We start from the raw sequence: 20,488 nt of genomic DNA, 5'->3' as shown, positions 1-20,488 counted from the left end.
CCTAGCCGCCATGGGACTGATTGCCTCGATGCTTGCGCTGTTCGGCTGCGACCAGCAGAAGGTCGACCAAGCCATGAAGAAGGCGGGCGAGACCGCGCGCAACACCTGGAACGCGATCAAGCCCGACAGCGAGCTGTTCAAGGGCATCGTGCCGGGCCAGTCGACCGAGGAAGACCTGCGCCGGCAGGCCGGCAAGCCCGAGATCGTCTGGGAAGAGGCCGACGGCGGGCGCCGGCTGGAATACCCGCGCGGCCCCGAGGGCACCACCACGTGGATGGTCACCATCGGCGCCGACGGCAAGGTCGCGAAGATCGAGCAGGTGCTCTCGGCCGAAAATTTCGCGCGCGTGCGCGCCGGCATGAGCAAGGACGACGTCCGCCGCCTGCTGGGCAAGCCCACCAAAGTGGAGGCGTTCGCGCTGAAGCAGGAGGAGGTGTGGGGCTACCGCTGGATGGAGACCTCGACCGACAAGGCCTTCTTCAACGTGCATTTCAACCGCGACGGCACCGTCACCACCACCTCGCGCAGCGACGATCCGTCGCGGATGCAGGGCGGCTGAGGCAGCGCGGCCCACGCTTGCCCTCGGCGCGCTTTCACTGCAGCAGGTGGCAGGCGGCCTGGTGCGCCGGCATGGCCGCGTCGGCGGCCGGGTCCAGCCGCCGCATGGGCGGGGCCTCGGCCGCGCACGCCGGCAGCGCGCGCGGGCAGCGCGGATGGAACTTGCACCCCGGCGGCGGGTGCAGCGCCGAGCCGATATCGCCCAGGATCAGGCCTTCGGCGGGCTGGTGGTCCGGGTCGGGCCGCGGCGCCGAGCCCAGCAGCGCCTGCGTATAGGGATGGCGCGGCGCGCCGAAGACCGCGGCGCTGGGCCCGCTTTCCGCCATATTGCCCAGGTACATCACGCCCACCGCCGAGCTGAAGTGCTCCACCAGCGCCAGGTCGTGGGCAATCACCACGTAGGCCAGTCCGAAGCTGCGCTGGATCTGCGCCAGCAGGTTGATGATCTGCGCGCGGATCGACACATCCAGCGCCGAGGTCGGCTCGTCCAGCACCAGCAGCCGCGGCCGCAGCGCCAGCGCGCGCGCCACCGCGATGCGCTGGCGCTGGCCGCCGCTGAACTCGTGCGGGTAGAGCTCGAGCGCGCCGGACGGCAGGCCGACGATCTCCAGCAACTCCAGCAGCCGGGCCCGCAGCGCGGCGCGGTTGCCGCCCTGGCCGTGCGCCAGCAGCGGCTCGGCCAGCAGCATGCTGACCTTCAGGCGCGGATTGAGCGACGACGACGGGTCCTGGAACACCGCCTGCACCTGGCGCCGGTAGGCCAGCACGCCCTTGCGGTCCAGCGCCAGCACGTCCTGGCCATCGAAGCGGATGGCGCCGGCGCTGGGGCGCTCGAGCAGCAGCAGCTGGCGCGCGATGGTGGTCTTGCCGCAGCCGGACTCGCCCACCAGCGCAAAGGTCTGGCCGGCATCGACGGCAAAGCTGACGCCGTCGACGGCACGCACCGTGCCGCCGCCGCGCGCGGGGAAATGCTTCTTCAGGTCTTCTACTTCAAGCAGCATGGCGCCTCCTGCTTTCCGCGGTCTCAGCCGGCCGAGGCCAGCCAGCAGCTGACCTTGTGGCCGGATTCGAGTTCGATCTCGGGGGGATAGGCGTCGTCGCACAGCGGCTTGCGGTGCGGACAGCGCGCCGCGAAGCGGCAGCCGTGCGGCGGATCGACCAGGCTCGGCGGGCTGCCCGGGATCGCGTACAGCCGCTCGCGCCGGTCGCCGAAGCGGGGGATGGCCTGCAGCAAGGCCTGTGTGTACGGGTGGGCGGGGCGCTGGTAAAGCGTGCGCACGTCGCCGCTCTCGACGATGCGCCCAGCGTACATCACCGCCACGCGATGGCAGATGCTGGCCGCCACGCCCAGATCATGCGTGATCAGGATGATGCCGACGCCGGTCTGCGCCTGGATGCGGCGGAACAGCGCCATGATCTGCACCTGGATGGTCACGTCCAGCGCCGAGGTGGGTTCGTCGGCCACCAGCAGCCGCGGCGCGCTGGCGATGGCCATGCCGGTCACCACGCGCTGGCGCATGCCGCCGCTGAACTGGTGCGGATAGTCGTCCAGCCGGGCCTCGGGGGAGGGGATGCGCACGCTGTCCAGCACCTGCACCACCTGGCGCCGCCGCTCGGCGCGGCTGTCGGCGCGGCCGTGGTAGTGCAGCGGCGCGCCGACCTGGTCGCCGACCGTGAACACCGGGTTGAGCGAGGTCAGCGGGTCCTGCGAGATCATGGCGATCTTGCGGCCGCGGTACTGCGTGCTCAGGGTCTTCTCCGGCAACTGCAGCAGGTCCACGCCATCGAGCAGCACCTTGCCGCCCAGGCGCACGCCGCCCTGGCGCGGCAGCAGGCGCAGGATCGACAGGATGGTCATGGACTTGCCCGACCCTGACTCGCCCACCACTCCCAGGGTCTCGCCCTCGTTCACGTGCAGGTCGACGCCGTCCACCGCGCGTACCACGCCGCGGCGCAATTCGAGGTGCGTGGTCAGGCCCTGTACCGACAGCATCGGCGTGCCGTGCGAAGGCACAGCCGGCGCGGCCGCTGGCAACGGGCGTTGGGTCACGTGCGGGTCCGGGCCGGTCATAGCTGCCTCCGTTTCGGATCGAAGTGGTCGCGCAGCCAGTCGCCCAGCAAGTTGGACGCCAGGCACGTGGCCATGATCGCCAGTCCGGGCATGGTGATCGCCCACCACGCGTTGGTGATGTAGTTGCGCGCATCGGCCAGCATCAGTCCCCACGACACGTCGGGCTGCTGGATGCCCAGGCCGAGAAAGCTCAGCGAGGCCTCGAAGATGATCACCTGGCCCACCTGCAGCGTGGCCAGCACCAGCAGGGTGTTGAGCAGGTTGGGCAGCAGGTGGCGGCGGAAGATGGTGAGCGTGCCGCAACCCGCCACGCGCGCCAGCGCCACGTAGTCGCGCTGCTTGAGCGACATCACTTCGCCGCGCACGATGCGCGCGTACCAGGTCCAGTAGGTGACCACGATCACCAGCACCACGGTGTCGAAGCCCGGCCCCAGCACCGCCGCCAGCACCAGCGCCAGCGCCAGCGCCGGGATCGACATCTGGATGTCGACCAGCCGCATGATGAGCGCGTCCAGGCGCCCGCCGAAGTAGCCGGCCAGCATGCCCGCGGCGGTGCCGATGCCGCCCGAGATCAGGATCGCGTACAGCGCCACCACCAGCGAGATGCGGGTGCCGGCCATGATGCGCGTGAGCAGGTCGCGGCCCATGTTGTCGGTGCCGAGCGGATAGGCCCAGCTGCCGCCGGCCAGCCACGCCGGCGGCTGGAATGCGAGCCCCAGGTCGAGGCCGTTGGGGTCGTGCGGCAGCAGCGCCTCGCCGCCGATGGCGCAGGCCAGCAACAGCGGCAGCACCGCCAGCGCGAACCAGGGCAGGCCGCGCAGGTTGCGGCGCGGGCGCTTGCGTACCGGCGCCGCGGTGGCGCCGGCGGGAGGGATGGCGATCTCAGGCATGGCGGATCCTCGGATCGATCAGGCCGTAGCTCAGGTCGACCAGCAGGTTGGACAGCACGAACAGCACCGAGGTGAGCATCACGCCCGCCTGCACCACGGGAAAATCGCGCGCGAACACGGCTTCGACCACGGTGCGGCCAACGCCGGGCCAGGCGAAGATGACCTCGACCACGAAGGCGCCGCCCAGCATCGCCGCGAAGTACACGCCGAGGATCGTCACCAGCGGAATCGCCGCGTTGCGCAGCGCGTACTTCCAGACCAGCACGCGCTCGGGCAGGCCCATGGCGCGGCCCATGCGGATGTAGTCGCTGTCGAGCACATCGAGCATGGCCGAGCGCACCACGCGGGTCTGCGCCGCCACCGGATACCAGCCCAGCGCGATCGCGGGCAGCACCAGGCTGTGCCACGATTCGCGCCCGAAGGCCGGCAGCCAGTTCAGCTGCACCGCGAACAACAGGATCAGCAGCAGGCCGACCCAGAAGTTGGGCATGGCCTGGCCCGCCATGGCGAAGACCTTGGCAAAGCGGTCGAACCACGAGCCGCGATAAACCGCCGACAGCACCCCGAACGGCACCGCCATCGCGATCGAGAACGCGAGCGCGGCCAGCGCCAGTTCGACCGTGGCCGGCAGCCGCTCCAGGATCAGGCCGAGCGCCGGCTCCTGCCAGCGGTACGAGTTGCCGAAGTCGCCGGTGACGGCGTTGCGCAGGAATACCAGGTACTGCGCCACCAGCGGCTGGTCCAGGCCGAGGTGCTGGCGGGTCTGTTCGATGACCTGGGGCGGCGCGTCGGCCGGCAGCAGCAAGGCGAGCGGGTCGCCGGACAGGCGCGAGATCAGGAAGATGATCACGCTCGCGCCAAGGATGCTGATGAGGCCGTGCAGCAGGCGTTCGGCAATGGGCATGGCGGGCTCCGTCGGAATATCGTCGGCGGTGATGCCGCGCCGGCGCGCAGGGATGGATGCGGCCGGGCGCGGCGGTGGCTCAGCGCGGCTTCCAGCTGACTTCCTGGAACGAGCGCCAGTAGTCGCGGATCGGCCAGGGCACGTAGTCGATCTTGTTGTCGCGCCAGGCAAAGGTCACCAGCGGGCGGTAGGTGGGCAGGCCGCCCAGCACGCGCTCCTGCTTCAGGCGGGCGATCTGCTGCAGCAGCGCGGTGCGCGCCGCGGGGTCCATGGTCTGGCGCTGTTTTTCCAGCAGCGCGTCGACCTCGGGGTCGGTGGTGTACGAGTAGGTGCCCCAGCCGCCACCGGCCTGGTAGCTGTGCAGGTGCCCCGACCACGCCAGGCCGGGATCGCCGGGCAGCCCCTGCGACCACATCCAGCTCAGCACGCCGTCCATCTCGGGCGGGCCCGAGCGGCCGCGCTTGCCCAGGCTGATCCACGCGCCGTACTCCAGGTTGCGCACCTGGCAGCGGATGCCGACGGCGCTCAGGTAGGCGTACATGGCTTCGCCCACCTCCTTCACCCCCGGCTCGCGCGGCGTGGTGAGGTTGTAGCAGGGCGTGTCGAAGCCATTGGGGTAGCCCGCCTGCTTCAGCAGTTCGCGCGCGCGCTTCTGGTCGAACGCATAGGGCTTGAGCGCGGGATCGTAGCCGATAGAGCCCTTGCCCACCTGCGCATAGCGCTCGCCCTGGCCGAACAGCACGCGCTTGATGATGGCGTCGACATCGATGGCATGCGCGGCGGCCTGGCGCACGCGCACGTCATTGAACGGCGACTTCGGCATCTGCGTGTTGAAGTTCAGGAACAGGTTGTTGCCGCTGACCAGCGTGACGGTCTTCACGCCCGGCATCTTCCTGAATTCCTCCACCATCGACGGCGGCACGTTGTCGATGAAATCCACCTTGCCGGTCTTGAACGCCGCCACCCGGGTCAGGTCCTCCGGAATCACCTTGATGGTCAGCTCCTTGATGCCGGGGCGCTTGTCCTTGTTCCAGTAGCCGTCGAAGGCTTCCAGCTTCAGCTCGTCCTTGACCGTGCGCGAGACGAACTTCCATGGGCCGGTGCCCACCGGTTTCCTGGCGAACTCTTCCTCGCCGACCTTCTGGATGTACTTCTTGGGCATCGCCCACAGCTGCATGTTGCCGACGATGAACTGCGCGTCGGGCTGCTTGAAATGCAGCCTGAAGCGGTGCGCATCGACGATCTCGAAGCGCTCGACCGACGAGACATAGTGCGAGAAGAAGCTGCTCTTGGGATCGCGCTGGCGCTGCCACGAGAACTCGAGGTCTTCCGACGTCAGCGGGTCGCCGTTGTGGAAGCGCACGCCTTTGCGCAGCTGCACGTCCAGCACCGGCTTGCCGTCCTTGCCGGTCTCGAGCTTCCAGCTTTCCGCCAGCCAGTTCTCGTCCTTGAGCGCGGCGTTGCGGCGCACCAGCATTTCGAAGATCTGGCCGACGAAATAATGGTCGACGCCGGCCGAGATCTTGACCGGGTCGAGCGTGGTCGACTCCGCGCCGAAGGCGACCGTGAGGCTGCCGGTGGCGGGCGCGGGCGTGGCGGCGTGGGCGACCGGCACGATGGCCGCGGCGACCAGGCCCGCCAGCAGCCGATGGCGGGTGGCGTCGGACAGTGTCTTCACTTGCATGGTGCTCCTCCTGTTGCGCCGTCTCGTGGCGGCGCTGTGGGTGTGAACAACGGACGCGCTCAGCGCGGGAAGCTGCTCTCGAGCTGGCGCACCACCTCCAGCAGGCGCGGCCGCACTTCCTCGAGCAGGAACGACGGCGACAGCCGGAACGACGGCCCGCCCACGTTGAGCGCCATGGGCGGCATGGCCTGGCCGGGCTCGAAGCCGCGCGCGATGCCGTTGACATCGGCCTGCCACTCGCCCATCGAGCAGGTCACGCCGAGCTCGCGGTGATCGGCCAGCGCCTGCTCGATGCCGCGGCGCAGCCGCGGCCAGGCCACGTCGTCGACATCGCGCACCTGCTCGATGAAGGCTTGCCGCTCCGCCTCGGCCACCACCGCCAGCCAGGCGCGGCCGATCGCCGAGGTCGCCACCGGAATGCGCGAACCGGTATCGAGCGTCAGCGCGATCGCGGCGCTGCTGCGGCAGTGCTCGACATAGATCATCGAAAAGCGGTCGCGCGTGCCCAGCGACACCGTGCCGCCGGAGAAATCCGCCAGCTCCTGCATCAGCGGGCGCGCCACCTTGCGGATATCCAGCCGCGACAGCATGGCGCTGCCCAGGCGCAGGCAGGCGGTGCCCAGGCTGTACTGCTGGCTGCCCTCGGCGCGCGCGAGGTAGCCCAGCCGGGTCAGGGTCGAGGTCAGGCGCGATACCGTGGACTTGGGCAGCTGGCAGCGCCGCGCGATTTCCTGGTTGCCCAGCGCGCGGTCGCTGGTGCGGAAGCACGCCAGCACCTCCAGCCCGCGCGCCAGCGCGGTAACGAAGTGGCGGTCTTCCTTGATGGTGCCGGGGGATCGATCGTGCATGGCCGATGGCTCCGTGGTGGCGCCGTGGTGGCGCCGTGGTGGCGCCGTGGTGGCGCCGAAACGCGTGGCATCCTCGCCGCTGTCGCGGGACAGGTGGGCAGCGCTTGCGCTCAGCCGCCCGCCTCGGTGTCGAGCAGCGCCTGCAACTCCACCTTGCGCACCTTGCCGGTCGCGGTCAGCGGAAACTCGGGCAGGATGCGGATCTCGGGCACCTTGTAGACCGCCATCTGCTCGCGGCACCAGGCGTGCAAGGCGTCAGCGCTGGTGCCGTCGGCGTGCTCGGGGCGCAGGCGGATGAAGGCCACCGGCACCTGGCCTTTGTCCGCGTCCGCGCGGCCGACCACGGCCGAGCCCAGCACCGCCGGGTGGCGCGACAGCAGCACTTCCAGTTCGGACGGGAACACGCTCATGCCGCGCACCTTCAGCATTTCCTTGCGCCGCCCCAGGAAATGGAGGTAGCCGGCCTCGTCATACGCGCCGATATCGCCGGTGCGGAACCAGCCGTCGCGGAACACCTCGGCGTCGACGTCGGGACGGCCCCAGTAGCCCTTGAACAGCGACGGCGTGCTGACCACGATCTCGCCTTCCGCGCCGATCGGCAGCACCGCGCCGGTGTCGAAGTCGCAGATCTTGATGCGCGTGCCCGGCACCGGCAGCCCGACGAAGACCGGCCGGCCGCGCAGGTCCAGGTCGTCGGCCTGCATGCCGGTGGTGAAGGTGTCGCTGGTATGGGTCTCGGTCATGCCCCACGCGCCTTCGGCAATGATGCTGCCGGTCAGCGCGTGCCAGCGCTGGCGGATGTCGGGCGTGATCTTGCGGATGAACGAGGCTGCGCGCGTATGCTGCAGCGAGCGCAGGTCGTAGCGGCCGCACTCGGGGTGGTTCATCAGCTCGACCGCGTTGTCGACCACGACGAAGGTGCGGTTGACGCGGTAGCGCTCGATCGCGGCCATCACCGCGACCGGGTCCCAGCGCGCCAGCAGCACCACGGTCGCGCCGCTGAAGATCGGGTAGATCAGGCCCAGGTTCTCGCCGGCGATCCAGAACATCGGCAGGAAGTTCAGCATCACGTCGTCGGAGCCCTCGGCCAGGCTGGCCGTGTCGACGCCGCCGGTGAGCGCGTACGAGGCCGCCGCGGTGTACAGCATGTCGCGCTGCGTGTGCATGCAGCCCTTGGGCAGGCCGGTGGTGCCGCCGGTGTAGTTGAGCGCGGCCAGCGCGTCCAGGTCGACCGGCGGCAGCGCCACCGGCGCGGTGTCGCGCAGCGCCTGCAGCAAATCGATGGCGCCCTCGATGGCCAGCGCGGGCGCATCCAGTCCGGCCGGCAGCGGCAGCTCGGGCTGCGCCGGCAGCAGCGCGCCGGCGCTGGTGGTGTAGATCGCCCGCAGCGCGGTCTGCGCGCGCACCGACATCAGCAATGGCGCCAGCTGGTCCTGCACGATGATGGTGGTGGCACCCGCATCGTTCAGCTCATACACCAGCTCGTGCTCCTTGAAGAGCGGGTTGACCGGCACGTACACCGCGCCCAGCTTCAGGATGGCGTAGAACACCACGTGGAACTGCGGGCAATTGCCCATCATCACCGCCACCCGGTCACCCGCGCCGACGCCGCGGCCCTTGAGCAGCGCGGCGCAGCGCTCGGACAGGTCGTCGAGCTCGGCATAGGTGACGGTGGTGCCGTACCAGACCAGCGCGGCATGGTCCGGGCGCTGGCGCGCCCATGCGCGCAGGTAGTCGCCCAGCGGGGCCTCGCCGTAGGGGTAGACCGGTGCGTCGGGCAGGCCGGCGGGCCAGATCTTGCGATGCCGGGCTTCCAGGTCCGCGAAGAACGCCTGTTCGTTCATCTGCTGTCTCCTCTTGCTGTCGCTCTGGTGGGGTCCGCCGCCGCGCCTACCAGGCGTCGACGAAGGCGCGTATCGGCCGCTGGGAACGCTGCGGGTCGGCGGCGCCGGCGTCGAGCCCGCTGACCAGCCACTGCCGCGTCGCGGCGGGATCGATCACCGCATCGAGTTCCAGCGCTGCGGCGGCGTTGATGGCATGGCCGCGTTCGTACATCTGCGCCACCAGCTGCTGGTACAGCGCATCGCGCTGCGGCCCCGCCGGCAGCGCTTCCAGTTCCTTGCGGAAGCCGAGTCGCACCGCGCCCTCCAGCCCCATGCCGCCGAACTCGCCGGTCGGCCACGACACCGTGAAGCTGGGCGCGCGGAAGCCGCCCGCGGCCATCGCCATCGCGCCCAGGCCATAGCCCTTGCGCAGCACCACCGCCAGGAACGGCACGCGCAGCTTGGCGCCGATGACAAACATGCGCGACACGTGGCGCACCTGGGCGCGGGCCTCGACCTCCGGGCCTACCATGAAGCCCGGCGTGTCGATCAGCGACACGATCGGCAGCCCGTGCGCGTTGCACACCTGCATGAAGCGCGCGGCCTTGTCGGCGGCGTCGGCGTCGATGGCGCCGCCGAGGTGGCGCGGATTGTTGGCGAGGATGCCAACCGGCCGGCCTTCGATGCGCGCCAGCGCGGTGTGGATGCCGGTGCCGAAGCCGGCGCGCAGCTCCAGCACGCTGCCGATGTCGGCCAGCCCGTCGATGGCGGCACGGGTGTCGTACACGCGCAGGCGGTTCTCCGGCACCACCTGGCGCAACGCCAGCGGGTCGGGTGCCTGCCACGCTGGCAGGCGGCCCTGGAACATCGACAGGTAATGCTTCGCGGCGGCCACGGCCGCGGCTTCGTCGTCGACCAGCAGGTCGGCCACGCCGTTGTGGTACTGCACCGCGGCCGGGCCGATGTCCTCGGGCCGGAACACGCCCAGGCCGCCGCCTTCGATCATGGCGGGGCCGGCCATGCCGATGTTGGCGTTGCGGGTGGCGACGATCAGGTCGCAGCAGCCCAGTAGCGCGGCATTGCCGGCGAAGCAGCGCCCCGACGCGATGCCCACCACCGGCACTTCGCCGCTGAGCTCGGCGAAGGCCCCGAACGACGGCTGGTACAGGCCGGCCACGGTGGGGAAGTCGACATCGCCCGGACGGCCGCCTCCACCTTCGGCAAAGATCACCGTGGGCAGCCGGTTGCGCAGCGCCACTTCGAGGATACGGTCAGTCTTGGTGTGGTTGCGCTTGCCCTGGGTGCCGGCCAGCACGGTGGCGTCGTAGGCCAGCACCGCGCAACGCGCGCGTTCCGGCGCGAACAGGCTGCCGTTGACGGTGCCGGTGCCCGTGATCAGGCCGTCAGCGGGGGTGTTGGCGATCAGGTCGGCCTCGCTGCGCCGGCTGGCCTGCGCCGCCAGCGCCAGCCCGCCGTATTCGCGGAAGCTGCCGGCATCGCACAGGTCGTCGACGTTCTCGCGCGCGGTGCGCTGGCCGCGCGCACGGCGCCGCGCCACCGCCTCGGGGCGGGCCGCGTCGTACAGGAAGGCATGGCGGTCCAGCACGCGCTGCAGGTCCGGGCGGATCGCGGCGGGGTCGGTGCATTCGGTGTCGCCGGCGGCATGCGCAGCGGCGTCGGCGGGCTCCAGCACCAGCATGACCTGGCCCTCGGCCACCTGTTCGCCGCACGCGCTGCGCAGGTCGATCACGCGCCCCGCCTGTTCAGCCACGATGGCATGTTCCATCTTCATGGCATCGAGCACAGCCACGGTCTGGCCGGCCGTGACTACGTCGTTCTCGCGCGCCAGCTCGATCACGCGCCCGTTCATCGGCGCGCGCACCGCGCACAGGCCTTCGCCCAGTTGCTCTTCGAAGCTGGCGCTGCTCGACGTGGCCGCTACCGGCGCCACCGCGGCGCCCGCCAGGGCGTGTCTTGCCGCGTGCTGCGCGCCGATCTGCGCGGCCCGTTCCAGCAGCGCGGGCAGCGCCGTCTCCATATAGCGGGTATGCACCTGCTGGCTGGCAAAGTCATCGCGCTCGGCCAGCGCGCGCAGCAGGTCCAGGTTGGTGGCGATGCCGGCGATATTGAACTCGGCCAGTGCGCGCTGCAGGCGCCGCACCGCGTCGGCGAAGTGGTCGCTGGCCGAGGTGACGATCAGCTTGGCCAGCAGCGTGTCGTAATGCGCGGACGGGGCATAGCCCGTATAGCCATGGGTGTCGACGCGCACGTCCGGCCCGGTGGGCGGATCGAAGCGCTCCAGCCGGCCCTGCGCCGGCCGCGCCAGCCCTTGCGCGTCGGTGGCTTCGGCGTTGACGCGCACCTGGATCGCATAGCCGCGCACGCGCGGCGGGTGCCGCGGGTCCAGCCCCAGCTCGGAAAGGCGCCGCCCTTGCGCCAGTCCCAGCTGGACGGCGACCAGGTCGATCCCGGTGACCTGCTCGGTGACAGTGTGCTCGACCTGCAGGCGCGGGTTGGCCTCGATAAAGACGAAGGGCAGGGCCGCGCCATCGCGGCCGGCGCCATGCTCGGGCTCTTCGACCAGGAACTCGAACGTGCCCAGGCTGCGGTAGCGCGCCTCGCGCGCCAGCGTGCAGGCGGCGTCGACGATGCGCTGGCGCAGCGCGGCATCGAGTGCCGGGCTGGGCGCGATTTCCACCACCTTCTGGAAGCGGCGCTGCAACGTGCAGTCGCGCTCGCCCAGCGCGATCACGCCGTCGCCGTCGCCGGCGATCTGCACTTCGATATGCCGGGCGCGCGCCACCAGTCGCTCGGCGTAGAGGGCGTCGATGCCGAATGCCGAGCGCGCTTCGGAGCGGCAGCGCGCATAGGCTTCGGGCAGGGCGTCGCGCTCGCGCACCACGCGCATGCCGCGCCCGCCGCCGCCGCCCACCGCCTTGAGCACCACGCCGGCGCCGTCCTGCTCGTCGAAGAACGCCGTCACCGCATCGAGCGTTGCGCCGCCCGGCGTGGCCGGCATCACCGGCACGCCGCAGCGGGCTGCCAGCGCCAGCGCGCGGCCCTTGTCGCCGAACAGGGCCAGCTGCGCGGGCTCGGGGCCGACGAAGACGACCTGCGCCGCCGCGCAGGCGCTGGCGAAGTCGGCGCGCTCGCTGAGGAATCCGTAACCGGGGTGGATGGCATCGCAGCCCGAGGCCCGCGCCGCGGCGAGGATGGCGTCGATGTCGAGATAGGCCGCCGCCCCTTCGCCCTGCAGCGCGACGGCTTCGTCGGCGAGCAGGCGGTGCCGGCTGCCGGCGTCGTCGCTGGCGTAGACGGCCACGGTGGCGATGCCGAGATCGCGGGCGGCGCGCTGCACGCGCAACGCGATCTCGCCGCGATTGGCGATCAGGAGCTTCTTCACAAATGTCCCCTTCCATGCGAAGCGGCGGCACAGGAAGTACGCAAGCGCGCGAGCATGCAAGCGCGCAAGCGGTTTGCACCGCCGGCTTCTTGTTTTTGTGGTTTGTGATTCTGCGAGGTGGAATCTACGCGGCTGGGCAGGGGGTCACAAGCGCGATGCGCCGGAACCATGTATGACATGCCGCGTGTGCATAAAGCCGGGGCGAGGGAGGGAATTTGCCGCTGTCTTGTTCTGCATTGCAGAATTCAGGCGGCTGTGGCGGGCGAGATGTCGCGCCCCGAGTGGTGAGGCAGGCGATGCGCCGCCGGGGAAAAACCGCGTCACGGGCGTGCCGCGGGATGCAACCCTCTCCCGCGCTGCGGGAGAGGGGACAGCGATATAAATCGATCAGCCGATGCGCATGCCCGGCACCGCGCCGCTGTGCGGCTCCAGGATATACAGGCCCGGCGCGGCCTTTTCATCCGCGGCCGAGGCCGCCAGCACCATGCCCTCGGAGACGCCGAACTTCATCTTGCGCGGCGCCAGGTTGGCCACCACCACGGTCAGCTTGCCGACCAGTTGCTCGGGCGTGTAGGCCGACTGGATTCCGGAGAACACGTTGCGGGTGCGGCCTTCGCCCAGGTCCAGCGTCAGCTGCAGCAGCTTGTTCGAGCCTTCCACCTTCTGGCATTCGACGATTTTCGCCACGCGCAGGTCGATCCTGGCAAAGTCGTCGATGGTGATGGTGTCGGCGATCGGCTCGATCGCGGCTGCGGTGGCGGCCGGTGCCGCGGCCGCCTGCAGCGATTCGCGGTTGGCGGCCAGCAGCGCGTCGACCTGCTTGGCATCGACCCGCGTCATCAGGTGCTGGTAGGGCTGCACCGGGCTGGCTGCCGACAGTTGCTGGTCGATCGCGCGCCAGTCCAGCGGCGCGACGTTGAGGAAACGCTCCACGCCGGCGGCCACGTTGGGCACCACCGGCTTCAGGTAGATCGTCAGCAGGCGGAACGCCTCCAGCGAGACCGAGCATGCCGCATGCAGCGCGGCGCGCTTGCCGTCGTCCTTGGCCAGCTCCCACGGCTTCTCGGTATCGACGAAGGCGTTGACGGCATCGGTCAGTTCCATCACCAGGCGCAGCGCCTTGCTGTACTCGCGGCTTTCATACAGGTGCGCCACCTGCGGCGCGGCCTGGCGCAGCTGCTCCAGCAGCGGATGGGCCAGCGCGGCTTCGTCGACCTTGCCTTCGAAGCGCTTGACCAGGAAGCCCGCGGCGCGGCTGGCGATGTTGACGTACTTGCCGATCAGGTCGCTGTTGACGCGCGCGATGAAGTCGTCGAGGTTCAGGTCGAGGTCTTCCATGCTGGCGTTGAGCTTGGCGGCGAAGTAATAGCGCAGCCACTCCGGGTTCATGCCGGTGTCGATATAGCTCTGCGCGGTGATGAAGGTGCCGCGCGACTTGCTCATCTTGGCGCCGTCCACGGTCAGGAAGCCGTGGGCGAACACATTGGTCGGGGTGCGGTAGCCCGAGAAGCGCAGCATCGCCGGCCAGAACAGCGTGTGGAAATACAGGATGTCCTTGCCGATGAAGTGGTACTGCTCGGCGGTCGAGTGCGGCCCGACCCAGGCGTCGAAATCGATGCCGCGCTGCTGCGCCAGGTTCTTGAAGCTGGCGTAGTAGCCGATCGGCGCGTCCAGCCACACGTAGAAGTACTTGCCCGGCGCGCCGGGGATCTCGAAGCCGAAGTAGGGCGCATCGCGCGAGATGTCCCAGTCGGACAGGGTCGAGGCCTCGCCCTCGGCGCCGAGCCATTCCTGCATCTTGTTGGCGGCTTCGGGCTGCGCCAGGTCGGCCACCCACTCGCGCAGGAAAGTCTCGCAGCGCGAATCGGACAGCTTGAAGAAGTAGTGGGCCGACGACTTGCGCACCGGCGTCGCGCCCGACACCACCGAATAGGGGTTCTTCAGGTCGGTCGGCACGTAGGTGGTGCCGCACACCTCGCAGGAATCGCCGTACTGGTCCTTGGCGCCGCACTTGGGGCACTCGCCCTTGATGAAGCGGTCGGGCAGGAACATGTTCTTGACCGGGTCGTAGAACTGCTCGACCTCGCGCTCGGCGATCAGGTCCTCGGCCTTCAGCGCCAGGTAGATCTTTTCGCACAGTTCGCGGTTTTCCTCGGCGTCGGTGCTGTAGTAGTTGTCGAACGACACCAGGAAGCTGTCGAAATCGCGCTTGTGCTCGGTCCAGACGCGGTCGATCAGCGCCTTGGGCGTGATGCCTTCCTTCTCGGCGCGCAGCATGACCGGGGTGCCGTGGGTGTCGTCGGCGCCGACGTAGTAGACCTCGTTGCCCATCATGCGCTGGAACCGCACCCAGATATCGGTCTGGATGTACTCCACCAGGTGGCCGATATGGATCTGGCCGTTGGCGTAGGGCAGGGCGGATGTGACGAGGATGCGACGTGCGGTCATAAACAGGAGCCGGTCAGGAGCGGGGAAATCGTGGGAACGGCGCCAGCCAGGACGGGCAGGCGCGTGCCGGGAAGGGGCTATTTTAACAACTGGCCGGCCGCCGCGCGGCGGTTCCGCATCGCGGAATGCACGGGCTTCCCGCCGCGCGGGGGCAAAAAAAAGCGCCGGTCAGTGCCGGCGCAGCTTTCCACAACGGAAAAGGAGGAGAAATCAGGTACCGCCCGGGAGGTCAGCCACCCATCGCGAGCCAGCAACGGTGGCAAGCGGCACCTGTTTCTATGACAGGGTCAGCCTTGAATTGGTTTCAAAAAAATTTCGACGCGGCGATTTTGTGCCCGTCCGGCCTCGGAACCGTTGTCTGCGACCGGCTGGCTCTGGCCGCGGCCTTCGGCGCTCAGGCGGTTGCGTGCGACGCCGTGATCACCCAAATAACCCGCCACGCTCTGGGCGCGGCGCTGCGACAGCTGCATGTTGTAGCTGGGATTGCCGGTGCTGTCGGTATGGCCCACCACGTTGGCGCTGACGTCCTGGTGCTGGCCCAGGGTCTGCGCGACCTGGTCGAGCACCGAGCGGAACGACGGCTTGATGGTGGCGCTGTCGGTGTCGAAGGTCACCTGGCTGGGGATGTTGACCTTGAGCGAGCCGTCCGGCTGCTCGGTGATCTGCGTGCCCGTGCCGGCGGTGTCCTTGTTCAGCTTGCCGCGGATCGCGTTCCAGTTGTAGCCGGTCGCGCCGCCGATGGCGCCGCCGACGGCCGCGCCCACCAGCGTGCCGGTGGTGTTGCCGCCGATCAGGTTGCCAAGCCCAGCGCCGACCGCGGCGCCGACGCCGGTACCAACCGCCGTATGGGTTTGCTGTTCGGTGGCGCAGCCAGCGGCCAGCAGCGTGGCGGCTGCGAGCGAAACGGTAACGAGCTTGATCTTCATGCGTTCTCCTTCTGATGTTCCCGTAAATGTTCTTGGTACCGCCAAATTTTACTGGTACCGCCTCGTGATGGTAACGCCGAGGCGCAAGCGGCAGGTAACCCATTGTGCGCGTCGGCCCGGCAGGCGCGGCACCGCTTGCGGTGTCGACCTGCCGGGCAGTCCAACCGCCACTACAATATGGATATGGCGGCGCGCGCACAAGTGCAAGCTTGTGAGATTTGTAATTGTCTGTAATCCCCCACCCCACAGAGGGGATTGCGCGCGGATTTCCGGCGTTCATGGCCGGTGCTGCATACTTTGATACATTAGGCGCAGGCCATCATGCGCCCGTTCACCACTATCCAAGCGGAGTTTGTCTTGAGCCTCAGCACTGAGCAGGTTACCGAAGCCCTGCGCACCGTCATCGACCCCAATACGGGCAAGGACCTGGTCTCCACCCGCTCGGCCCGCAACATCCGCGTCGATGGCGGCGAGGTATCGCTGGAGGTCGAACTCGGCTACCCCGCCAAGAGCCAGTTCGATCCGATCCGCAAGCTGGTGGTGGCCGCGGTGCGGCAGCTGCCGGGCGTGACCAACGTCAGCGTGGCCGTGAACATGAAGATCGTCGCCCACGCGGTGCAGCGCGGCGTCAAGCTGCTGGCGGGCGTGAAGAACGTGATCGCGGTGGCGTCGGGCAAGGGCGGCGTGGGCAAGTCGACCACGGCCGTGAACCTGGCGCTGGCGCTGGCCGCCGAAGGCGCGCGCGTGGGCATGCTCGACGCCGACATCTACGGCCCCAGCCTGCCGATGATGCTGGGCATCGACGGGCGCCCCGAGTCCGCCGACGGCCAGACCATGGAACCGCTGGAGGGCCACGGCCTGCAGGCCAACTCGATCGGCTTCCTGATCGAGCAGGACAACCCCATGGTATGGCGCGGCCCGATGGTGACCTCGGCGCTGGAGCAGCTGCTGCGCCAGACCAACTGGCACGACCTCGATTACCTGATCGTCGACATGCCGCCGGGCACCGGCGACGTGCAGCTGACGCTGTCGCAGAAGGTGCCGGTTACCGGCGCGGTGATCGTGACCACGCCGCAGGACATCGCGCTGCTCGACGCGAAGAAGGGCCTGAAGATGTTCGAGAAGGTGGGCATCCCGATCCTGGGCATCGTCGAGAACATGGCGGTCTATTGCTGCCCGAACTGCGGCCATGTCGAACATATCTTCGGCCACGGCGGCGGCGAGAAAATGTGCGCCGACTACGGCGTCGACCTGCTCGGCAGCCTGCCGCTGAACCTGAGCATCCGCGAGCAGGCCGATTCCGGCCGCCCCACCGTGGTGGCCGAGCCCGACAGCCCGGTGGCCGAGATGTACCGTGCCATCGCGCGCAAGGTGGCGATCAAGGTCGCCGACAAGGCGCGCGACATGACCAGCAAGTTCCCCAGCATCGTGGTGCAGAACACCTGAGCGCCCGCCTGCCGCCATGGACAGCCAGCCCTCCGCAACCCTGCCGCCGCCCGGCGCACGTCCCGCCGTCACCATGGCCGTGGTGATGCGCAAGGTGGCGCTGGCCAACCGCTGGCAGCCCTGGAAGTGGCAGCTGGACGCGGTGCTGCCCGACTTGGGCGAGTTCGGCACGCAGCCGGTGTGCCTCGAGCACGATGCCCATGGCGCGCGCTGGCTGTACCCGGGCTACGAGGTGGAGCTGTTCCGCGACCAGGGCGAGGGCTACTACCTGAACCTGACCTCGGCCACGCCATGCTGGTTCGTGCTGTGGCGCATGCCGGAGGACGAGGGCGACGCAGGCGAGGCGCATCCGGTGCCGGTCACCGTGTCGCTGTCGTACAACGAGGCCGGCCGCTGGCTGGATGCCGGCGAAACCGTCGAGAACGTGCCGCTGGCGCCGGAGCAGCGCGACTGGCTACAGGCCTACGTCAATGAACATTACCGGCCCGAGCCCAAGCAGCGGCGCCGGCCAGAATCCTTCAAGGCGCCGGACCAGCGCGCCCGCTACTGAACCCTGACACCAGCGACAAGCGGCCCTGCCCATGAGCGAATCGTCCTTCCTGTCGCGCTGGTCGCGCCGCAAGGCCGCGGTGCGCGAGGGCGTGGCCGTTCCCGCGGAACCGCTGCCGCCGCAGGCCGAGAGCAGGCCTGTCCCCGCCAGCGTCGAGGCCGCTCCCGAGGCGCAGCAAGATCCGCCGCCGACGCTGGCCGATGTCGCGGCGCTGCGGCCCGGTGACGAGATCGCCCGCTTCGTTGCGCGCGGCGTGGACGAATCGGTCAAGCGCGCCGCGCTGAAGACACTGTTTGCCGATCCGCACTTCAATGTGATGGACGGGCTCGATATCTATATCGACGACTACAGCAAGCCGGACCCGATTCCGCCCGAGATCCTGCGCCAGCTGCGCCAGGCCGAGACCCTGGGCCTGTTCGAGCCGACCGACGAGGAGCGCGCCGCGGCCGAAGCGGCGGCGCGGCTGTCGGGGCCGGAACAGGTACCGCCTGCTACGCATGAAGCGCGGCAAGAGGCCGAGGAAGCCTTCGTGCCGCCGGCGCAGGCCGACGCGCCGGCAAGCGGCGAAACGCCGCCGGCAGCAGGCAGTCAAAGCGAACAACAGGGCCAGCAAGACCCGCCGCAAGACCCGCATAAACGCGCGTAGCCCCGAGCGGCAGCGCAGGCCTACAATAGGCATCCCCACAATCCGCCGGCCCGCAGACCCCCGCCAAGAAGGGACGTCCGGACCGGTCAGCCGCATTCGCCATGCCGACGCTGATCTGCAATTGCAACGACACCATGCCGCTGGACGGGGCGGCATTGTCAGACGCAACCCGCGACGCCAGCCAGGGGCCGCTCAAGGTCCATCGACTGCTGTGCCGGCGCGAAATCGGTGACTTCACCGCCGCGCTGGACGGCACCGAGGACGTGATCGTCGCCTGCACGCAGGAGCGCCAGCTGTTCACCGAGGTGGCCGCGCAAGCCGCGCGGGGCCGCGACGGCCAGGCGGTGGTGACCGCGCCGGTGCGCTTCGTCAATATCCGCGAAACCGGGGGCTGGTCGCAGGGTGCCAGGCGCGATCCCGGCACCGCCAACGCCAAAATCGCCGCGCTGCTGGCGGTGGCGGCGCTGCCAGAACCCGAGCCGGTGCCGGTGGTGGACTACCGCAGCGACGGCGCGGTGCTGGTGCTGGGCCCGGCTGCGCGCGCGCTGCCCTGGGCCGAGCGGCTGGCGGCGATGCAGCTGGAAGTCACGGTGCTGCTGAGCGGCGACGACTCGCGCGACGGCACCGCAGCGCAGCCCGCGGCGCGCGCCTATCCGGTCCACAGCGGCCGGCTGGCCGCGCTGAGCGGCTGGCTCGGCGCCTTCGAGGCCAGCTGGGAAACCGGTGCCGGCCGCAGCAACCCGATCGACCTGGACCTGTGCACCCGCTGCAATGCCTGCATCGAGGCCTGTCCGGAAGGCGCGATCGACTTCACCTACCAGATCGACCTGTCGCGCTGCCGCGCGCACCGCGATTGCGTGCGCGCCTGTGGCGCGGCGGCGGCGATCGACTTCGAGCGCCCGCAGGGCACCGCGCAGGGCCGCTTCGACCTGGTCTTCGACCTGTGCGACACGCCCGCCTTCACCATGCACCAGCCGCCGCAGGGCTACCTGCATGCCGGCGCCGACCCGGCCCGCCAGCAGGCCCAGGCGCTGCTGCTGGCGGGACTGGTGGGCGAGTTCGAGAAGCCCAGGTTCTTCCGCTACAAGGAAAGCCTGTGCGCGCACGGCCGCAACCAGACCACCGGCTGCACCGCCTGCATCGATATCTGCTCGACCCAGGCCATCACCTCGCGCTGGCATGACGGCAAGGGCCGTATCGAGGTCGCGCCCAACCTGTGCATGGGCTGCGGCGCCTGCACCACGGTCTGCCCCAGCGGCGCCGTCAGCTATGGCTATCCCGGTGCCGAGACCACCGGCGCGCGGCTGCGCACGCTTTTGTCCGCCTACCGCCAGGCCGGCGCGCGCGATCCGGTGGTGCTGCTGCACGGCGAGGAATTTGGCACGCCCGCGCTGCTGGCGCTGGGCCGCGCCGCCCGCGGCGGCAAGGCGCGCGGCGTGCCCGCGCCGGTGATGCCGCTGTCGCTGTTCCATCCGGCTTCGGTGGGGCTGGAGCTGTGGCTGGCCGCGCTGTGCTGGGGCGCGAGCCGCGTCGCCGTGCTGCTGACCGGCGACGAGGCGCCGCAGTACCGCACCGCGCTGCTGGAGCAGATCGCGCTCGGGCGCGCGCTGCTGTCGGGACTGGGCTATGACGGCGAGGCACTGTCGCTGCTCGAGGCCGCCGACACGGACGCGCTCGATGCCGGCCTGGCGGCGCTGCGCCCGGCGCGCAACGCCTTGCCGCCGGCGGCCTTCGGGCCGGTTGCGGCCAAGCGCGAGCTGCTCGACTTTGCGCTCGACCACCTGGTGCGCCATGCGCCGTCGCCGGCGCAGAGCGTGCCGCTGCCGGCCGGCGCGCCCATCGGCGCCATTGCCGTGGACACCGGCAAGTGCACCCTGTGCCTGGCCTGCGTCGGCGCGTGCCCGTCGCAGGCGCTGCGCGACAACCCCGAGCGTCCGGTGCTCAGCTTTATCGAGCGCAACTGCGTGCAGTGCGGGCTGTGCGCAAAGACCTGCCCCGAAGACGCCATCAGCCTGGTGCCGCGCCTGCAGGCCGGCGACGCGGCCCGGCGTCCGGTCACGCTCAACGAGGCCCAGCCGTTCCATTGCGTGCGCTGCGCCAAGCCGTTCGGCACGGCGCAGATGGTGGAGTCGATGCTGGTGCGCCTGGCCGGCCATCCGGCCTTTGCCGGTGCCGCCGCGGAACGCCTGAGGATGTGCCCCGACTGCCGCGTGGTGGACATGATGGAACGCGACCCCGGCGCCGTCACCGGCGCCACCCTGCGCTGAGACCCCGGGCCACCGGGCACAATT

At 69.8% G+C, this 20,488-nt stretch carries 15 protein-coding genes; 5 read left to right on the top strand and 10 right to left on the bottom strand.

Annotated features, from left to right (window positions below):
• Positions 1-10: 10 nt before the first annotated feature.
• A complete protein-coding gene (gene bamE / locus CBM2586_RS12665; RefSeq protein WP_115661351.1) occupies positions 11-559 on the top strand; it encodes an outer membrane protein assembly factor BamE domain-containing protein in 549 nt (182 codons plus the stop codon).
• Positions 560-593: 34 nt separating this feature from the next.
• On the opposite strand, the gene CBM2586_RS12660 is transcribed toward bamE, so the two are convergent.
• The 10 genes from CBM2586_RS12660 to CBM2586_RS12615 all read right to left on the bottom strand — a co-directional run bounded on the left by CBM2586_RS12660 (position 594) and on the right by CBM2586_RS12615 (position 15,555).
• A complete protein-coding gene (locus CBM2586_RS12660; protein ID WP_115687857.1) occupies positions 594-1,559 on the bottom strand; it encodes an ABC transporter ATP-binding protein in 966 nt (321 codons plus the stop codon).
• A gap of 23 nt (positions 1,560-1,582) precedes the next feature.
• Complete coding sequence (locus CBM2586_RS12655) at positions 1,583-2,629, bottom strand: ABC transporter ATP-binding protein (protein ID WP_115687855.1); 1,047 nt, start codon at positions 2,627-2,629, stop codon at positions 1,583-1,585.
• Complete coding sequence (locus CBM2586_RS12650) at positions 2,626-3,519, bottom strand: ABC transporter permease (protein WP_115661354.1); 894 nt, start codon at positions 3,517-3,519, stop codon at positions 2,626-2,628. The genes CBM2586_RS12655 and CBM2586_RS12650 overlap by 4 nt, the downstream gene beginning before the upstream one ends.
• On the bottom strand, positions 3,512-4,423 hold the full coding sequence (locus tag CBM2586_RS12645; protein WP_115687853.1) for an ABC transporter permease: 912 nt from the start codon (positions 4,421-4,423) through the stop codon (positions 3,512-3,514). Before CBM2586_RS12645 ends, CBM2586_RS12650 begins: the two co-directional genes overlap by 8 nt.
• Before the next feature lie 79 nt (positions 4,424-4,502).
• Entirely contained in the window at positions 4,503-6,107 is a 1,605-nt protein-coding gene (locus CBM2586_RS12640; protein WP_115661356.1) for an ABC transporter substrate-binding protein, read from the bottom strand.
• Between the two features lie 59 nt (positions 6,108-6,166).
• Entirely contained in the window at positions 6,167-6,955 is a 789-nt protein-coding gene (locus tag CBM2586_RS12635; RefSeq protein ID WP_115661357.1) for an IclR family transcriptional regulator, read from the bottom strand.
• A 110-nt stretch (positions 6,956-7,065) separates the two neighbouring features.
• Positions 7,066-8,799, bottom strand: a complete 1,734-nt coding sequence (locus CBM2586_RS12630) for an AMP-binding protein (RefSeq protein WP_115687851.1) — start codon at positions 8,797-8,799, stop codon at positions 7,066-7,068.
• A gap of 46 nt (positions 8,800-8,845) precedes the next feature.
• On the bottom strand, positions 8,846-12,181 hold the full coding sequence (locus CBM2586_RS12625) for an acetyl-CoA carboxylase family protein (RefSeq protein ID WP_115687849.1): 3,336 nt from the start codon (positions 12,179-12,181) through the stop codon (positions 8,846-8,848).
• Positions 12,182-12,568: 387 nt separating this feature from the next.
• Positions 12,569-14,629 carry a methionine--tRNA ligase gene (gene metG, locus CBM2586_RS12620; RefSeq protein ID WP_115687847.1) on the bottom strand — a complete coding sequence of 687 codons (2,061 nt, stop codon included), beginning with the start codon at positions 14,627-14,629 and terminating at the stop codon, positions 12,569-12,571.
• A 287-nt stretch (positions 14,630-14,916) separates the two neighbouring features.
• A complete protein-coding gene (locus CBM2586_RS12615) occupies positions 14,917-15,555 on the bottom strand; it encodes an OmpA family protein (protein ID WP_115661361.1) in 639 nt (212 codons plus the stop codon).
• A 357-nt stretch (positions 15,556-15,912) separates the two neighbouring features.
• Between CBM2586_RS12615 and apbC the strand changes: the two genes are divergently transcribed.
• The 4 genes from apbC (at position 15,913) to CBM2586_RS12595 (ending at position 20,464) form a co-directional block, all read left to right on the top strand.
• Positions 15,913-17,001: an iron-sulfur cluster carrier protein ApbC gene (apbC, locus tag CBM2586_RS12610; RefSeq protein WP_115661362.1), complete on the top strand. Its 1,089-nt coding sequence runs from the start codon at positions 15,913-15,915 to the stop codon at positions 16,999-17,001.
• A gap of 16 nt (positions 17,002-17,017) precedes the next feature.
• A complete protein-coding gene (locus CBM2586_RS12605; RefSeq protein ID WP_115661363.1) occupies positions 17,018-17,551 on the top strand; it encodes a DUF3305 domain-containing protein in 534 nt (177 codons plus the stop codon).
• A 31-nt stretch (positions 17,552-17,582) separates the two neighbouring features.
• Positions 17,583-18,197: a DUF3306 domain-containing protein gene (locus CBM2586_RS12600; RefSeq protein WP_115687845.1), complete on the top strand. Its 615-nt coding sequence runs from the start codon at positions 17,583-17,585 to the stop codon at positions 18,195-18,197.
• 101 nt (positions 18,198-18,298) lie between these two features.
• The gene (locus CBM2586_RS12595) at positions 18,299-20,464 is read left to right on the top strand and encodes a 4Fe-4S binding protein (protein WP_115687843.1); all 2,166 of its coding nucleotides are present in this window, start codon (positions 18,299-18,301) and stop codon (positions 20,462-20,464) included.
• The last annotated feature ends 24 nt before the right edge of the window (positions 20,465-20,488 follow it).

Source organism: Cupriavidus taiwanensis (assembly GCF_900250115.1).
Taxonomy (GTDB): Bacteria; Pseudomonadota; Gammaproteobacteria; order Burkholderiales; family Burkholderiaceae; genus Cupriavidus; species Cupriavidus taiwanensis_B.
Note: the sequence above shows the minus strand (reverse complement) of the source record. Positions and strands in the feature narration are given on the sequence as shown.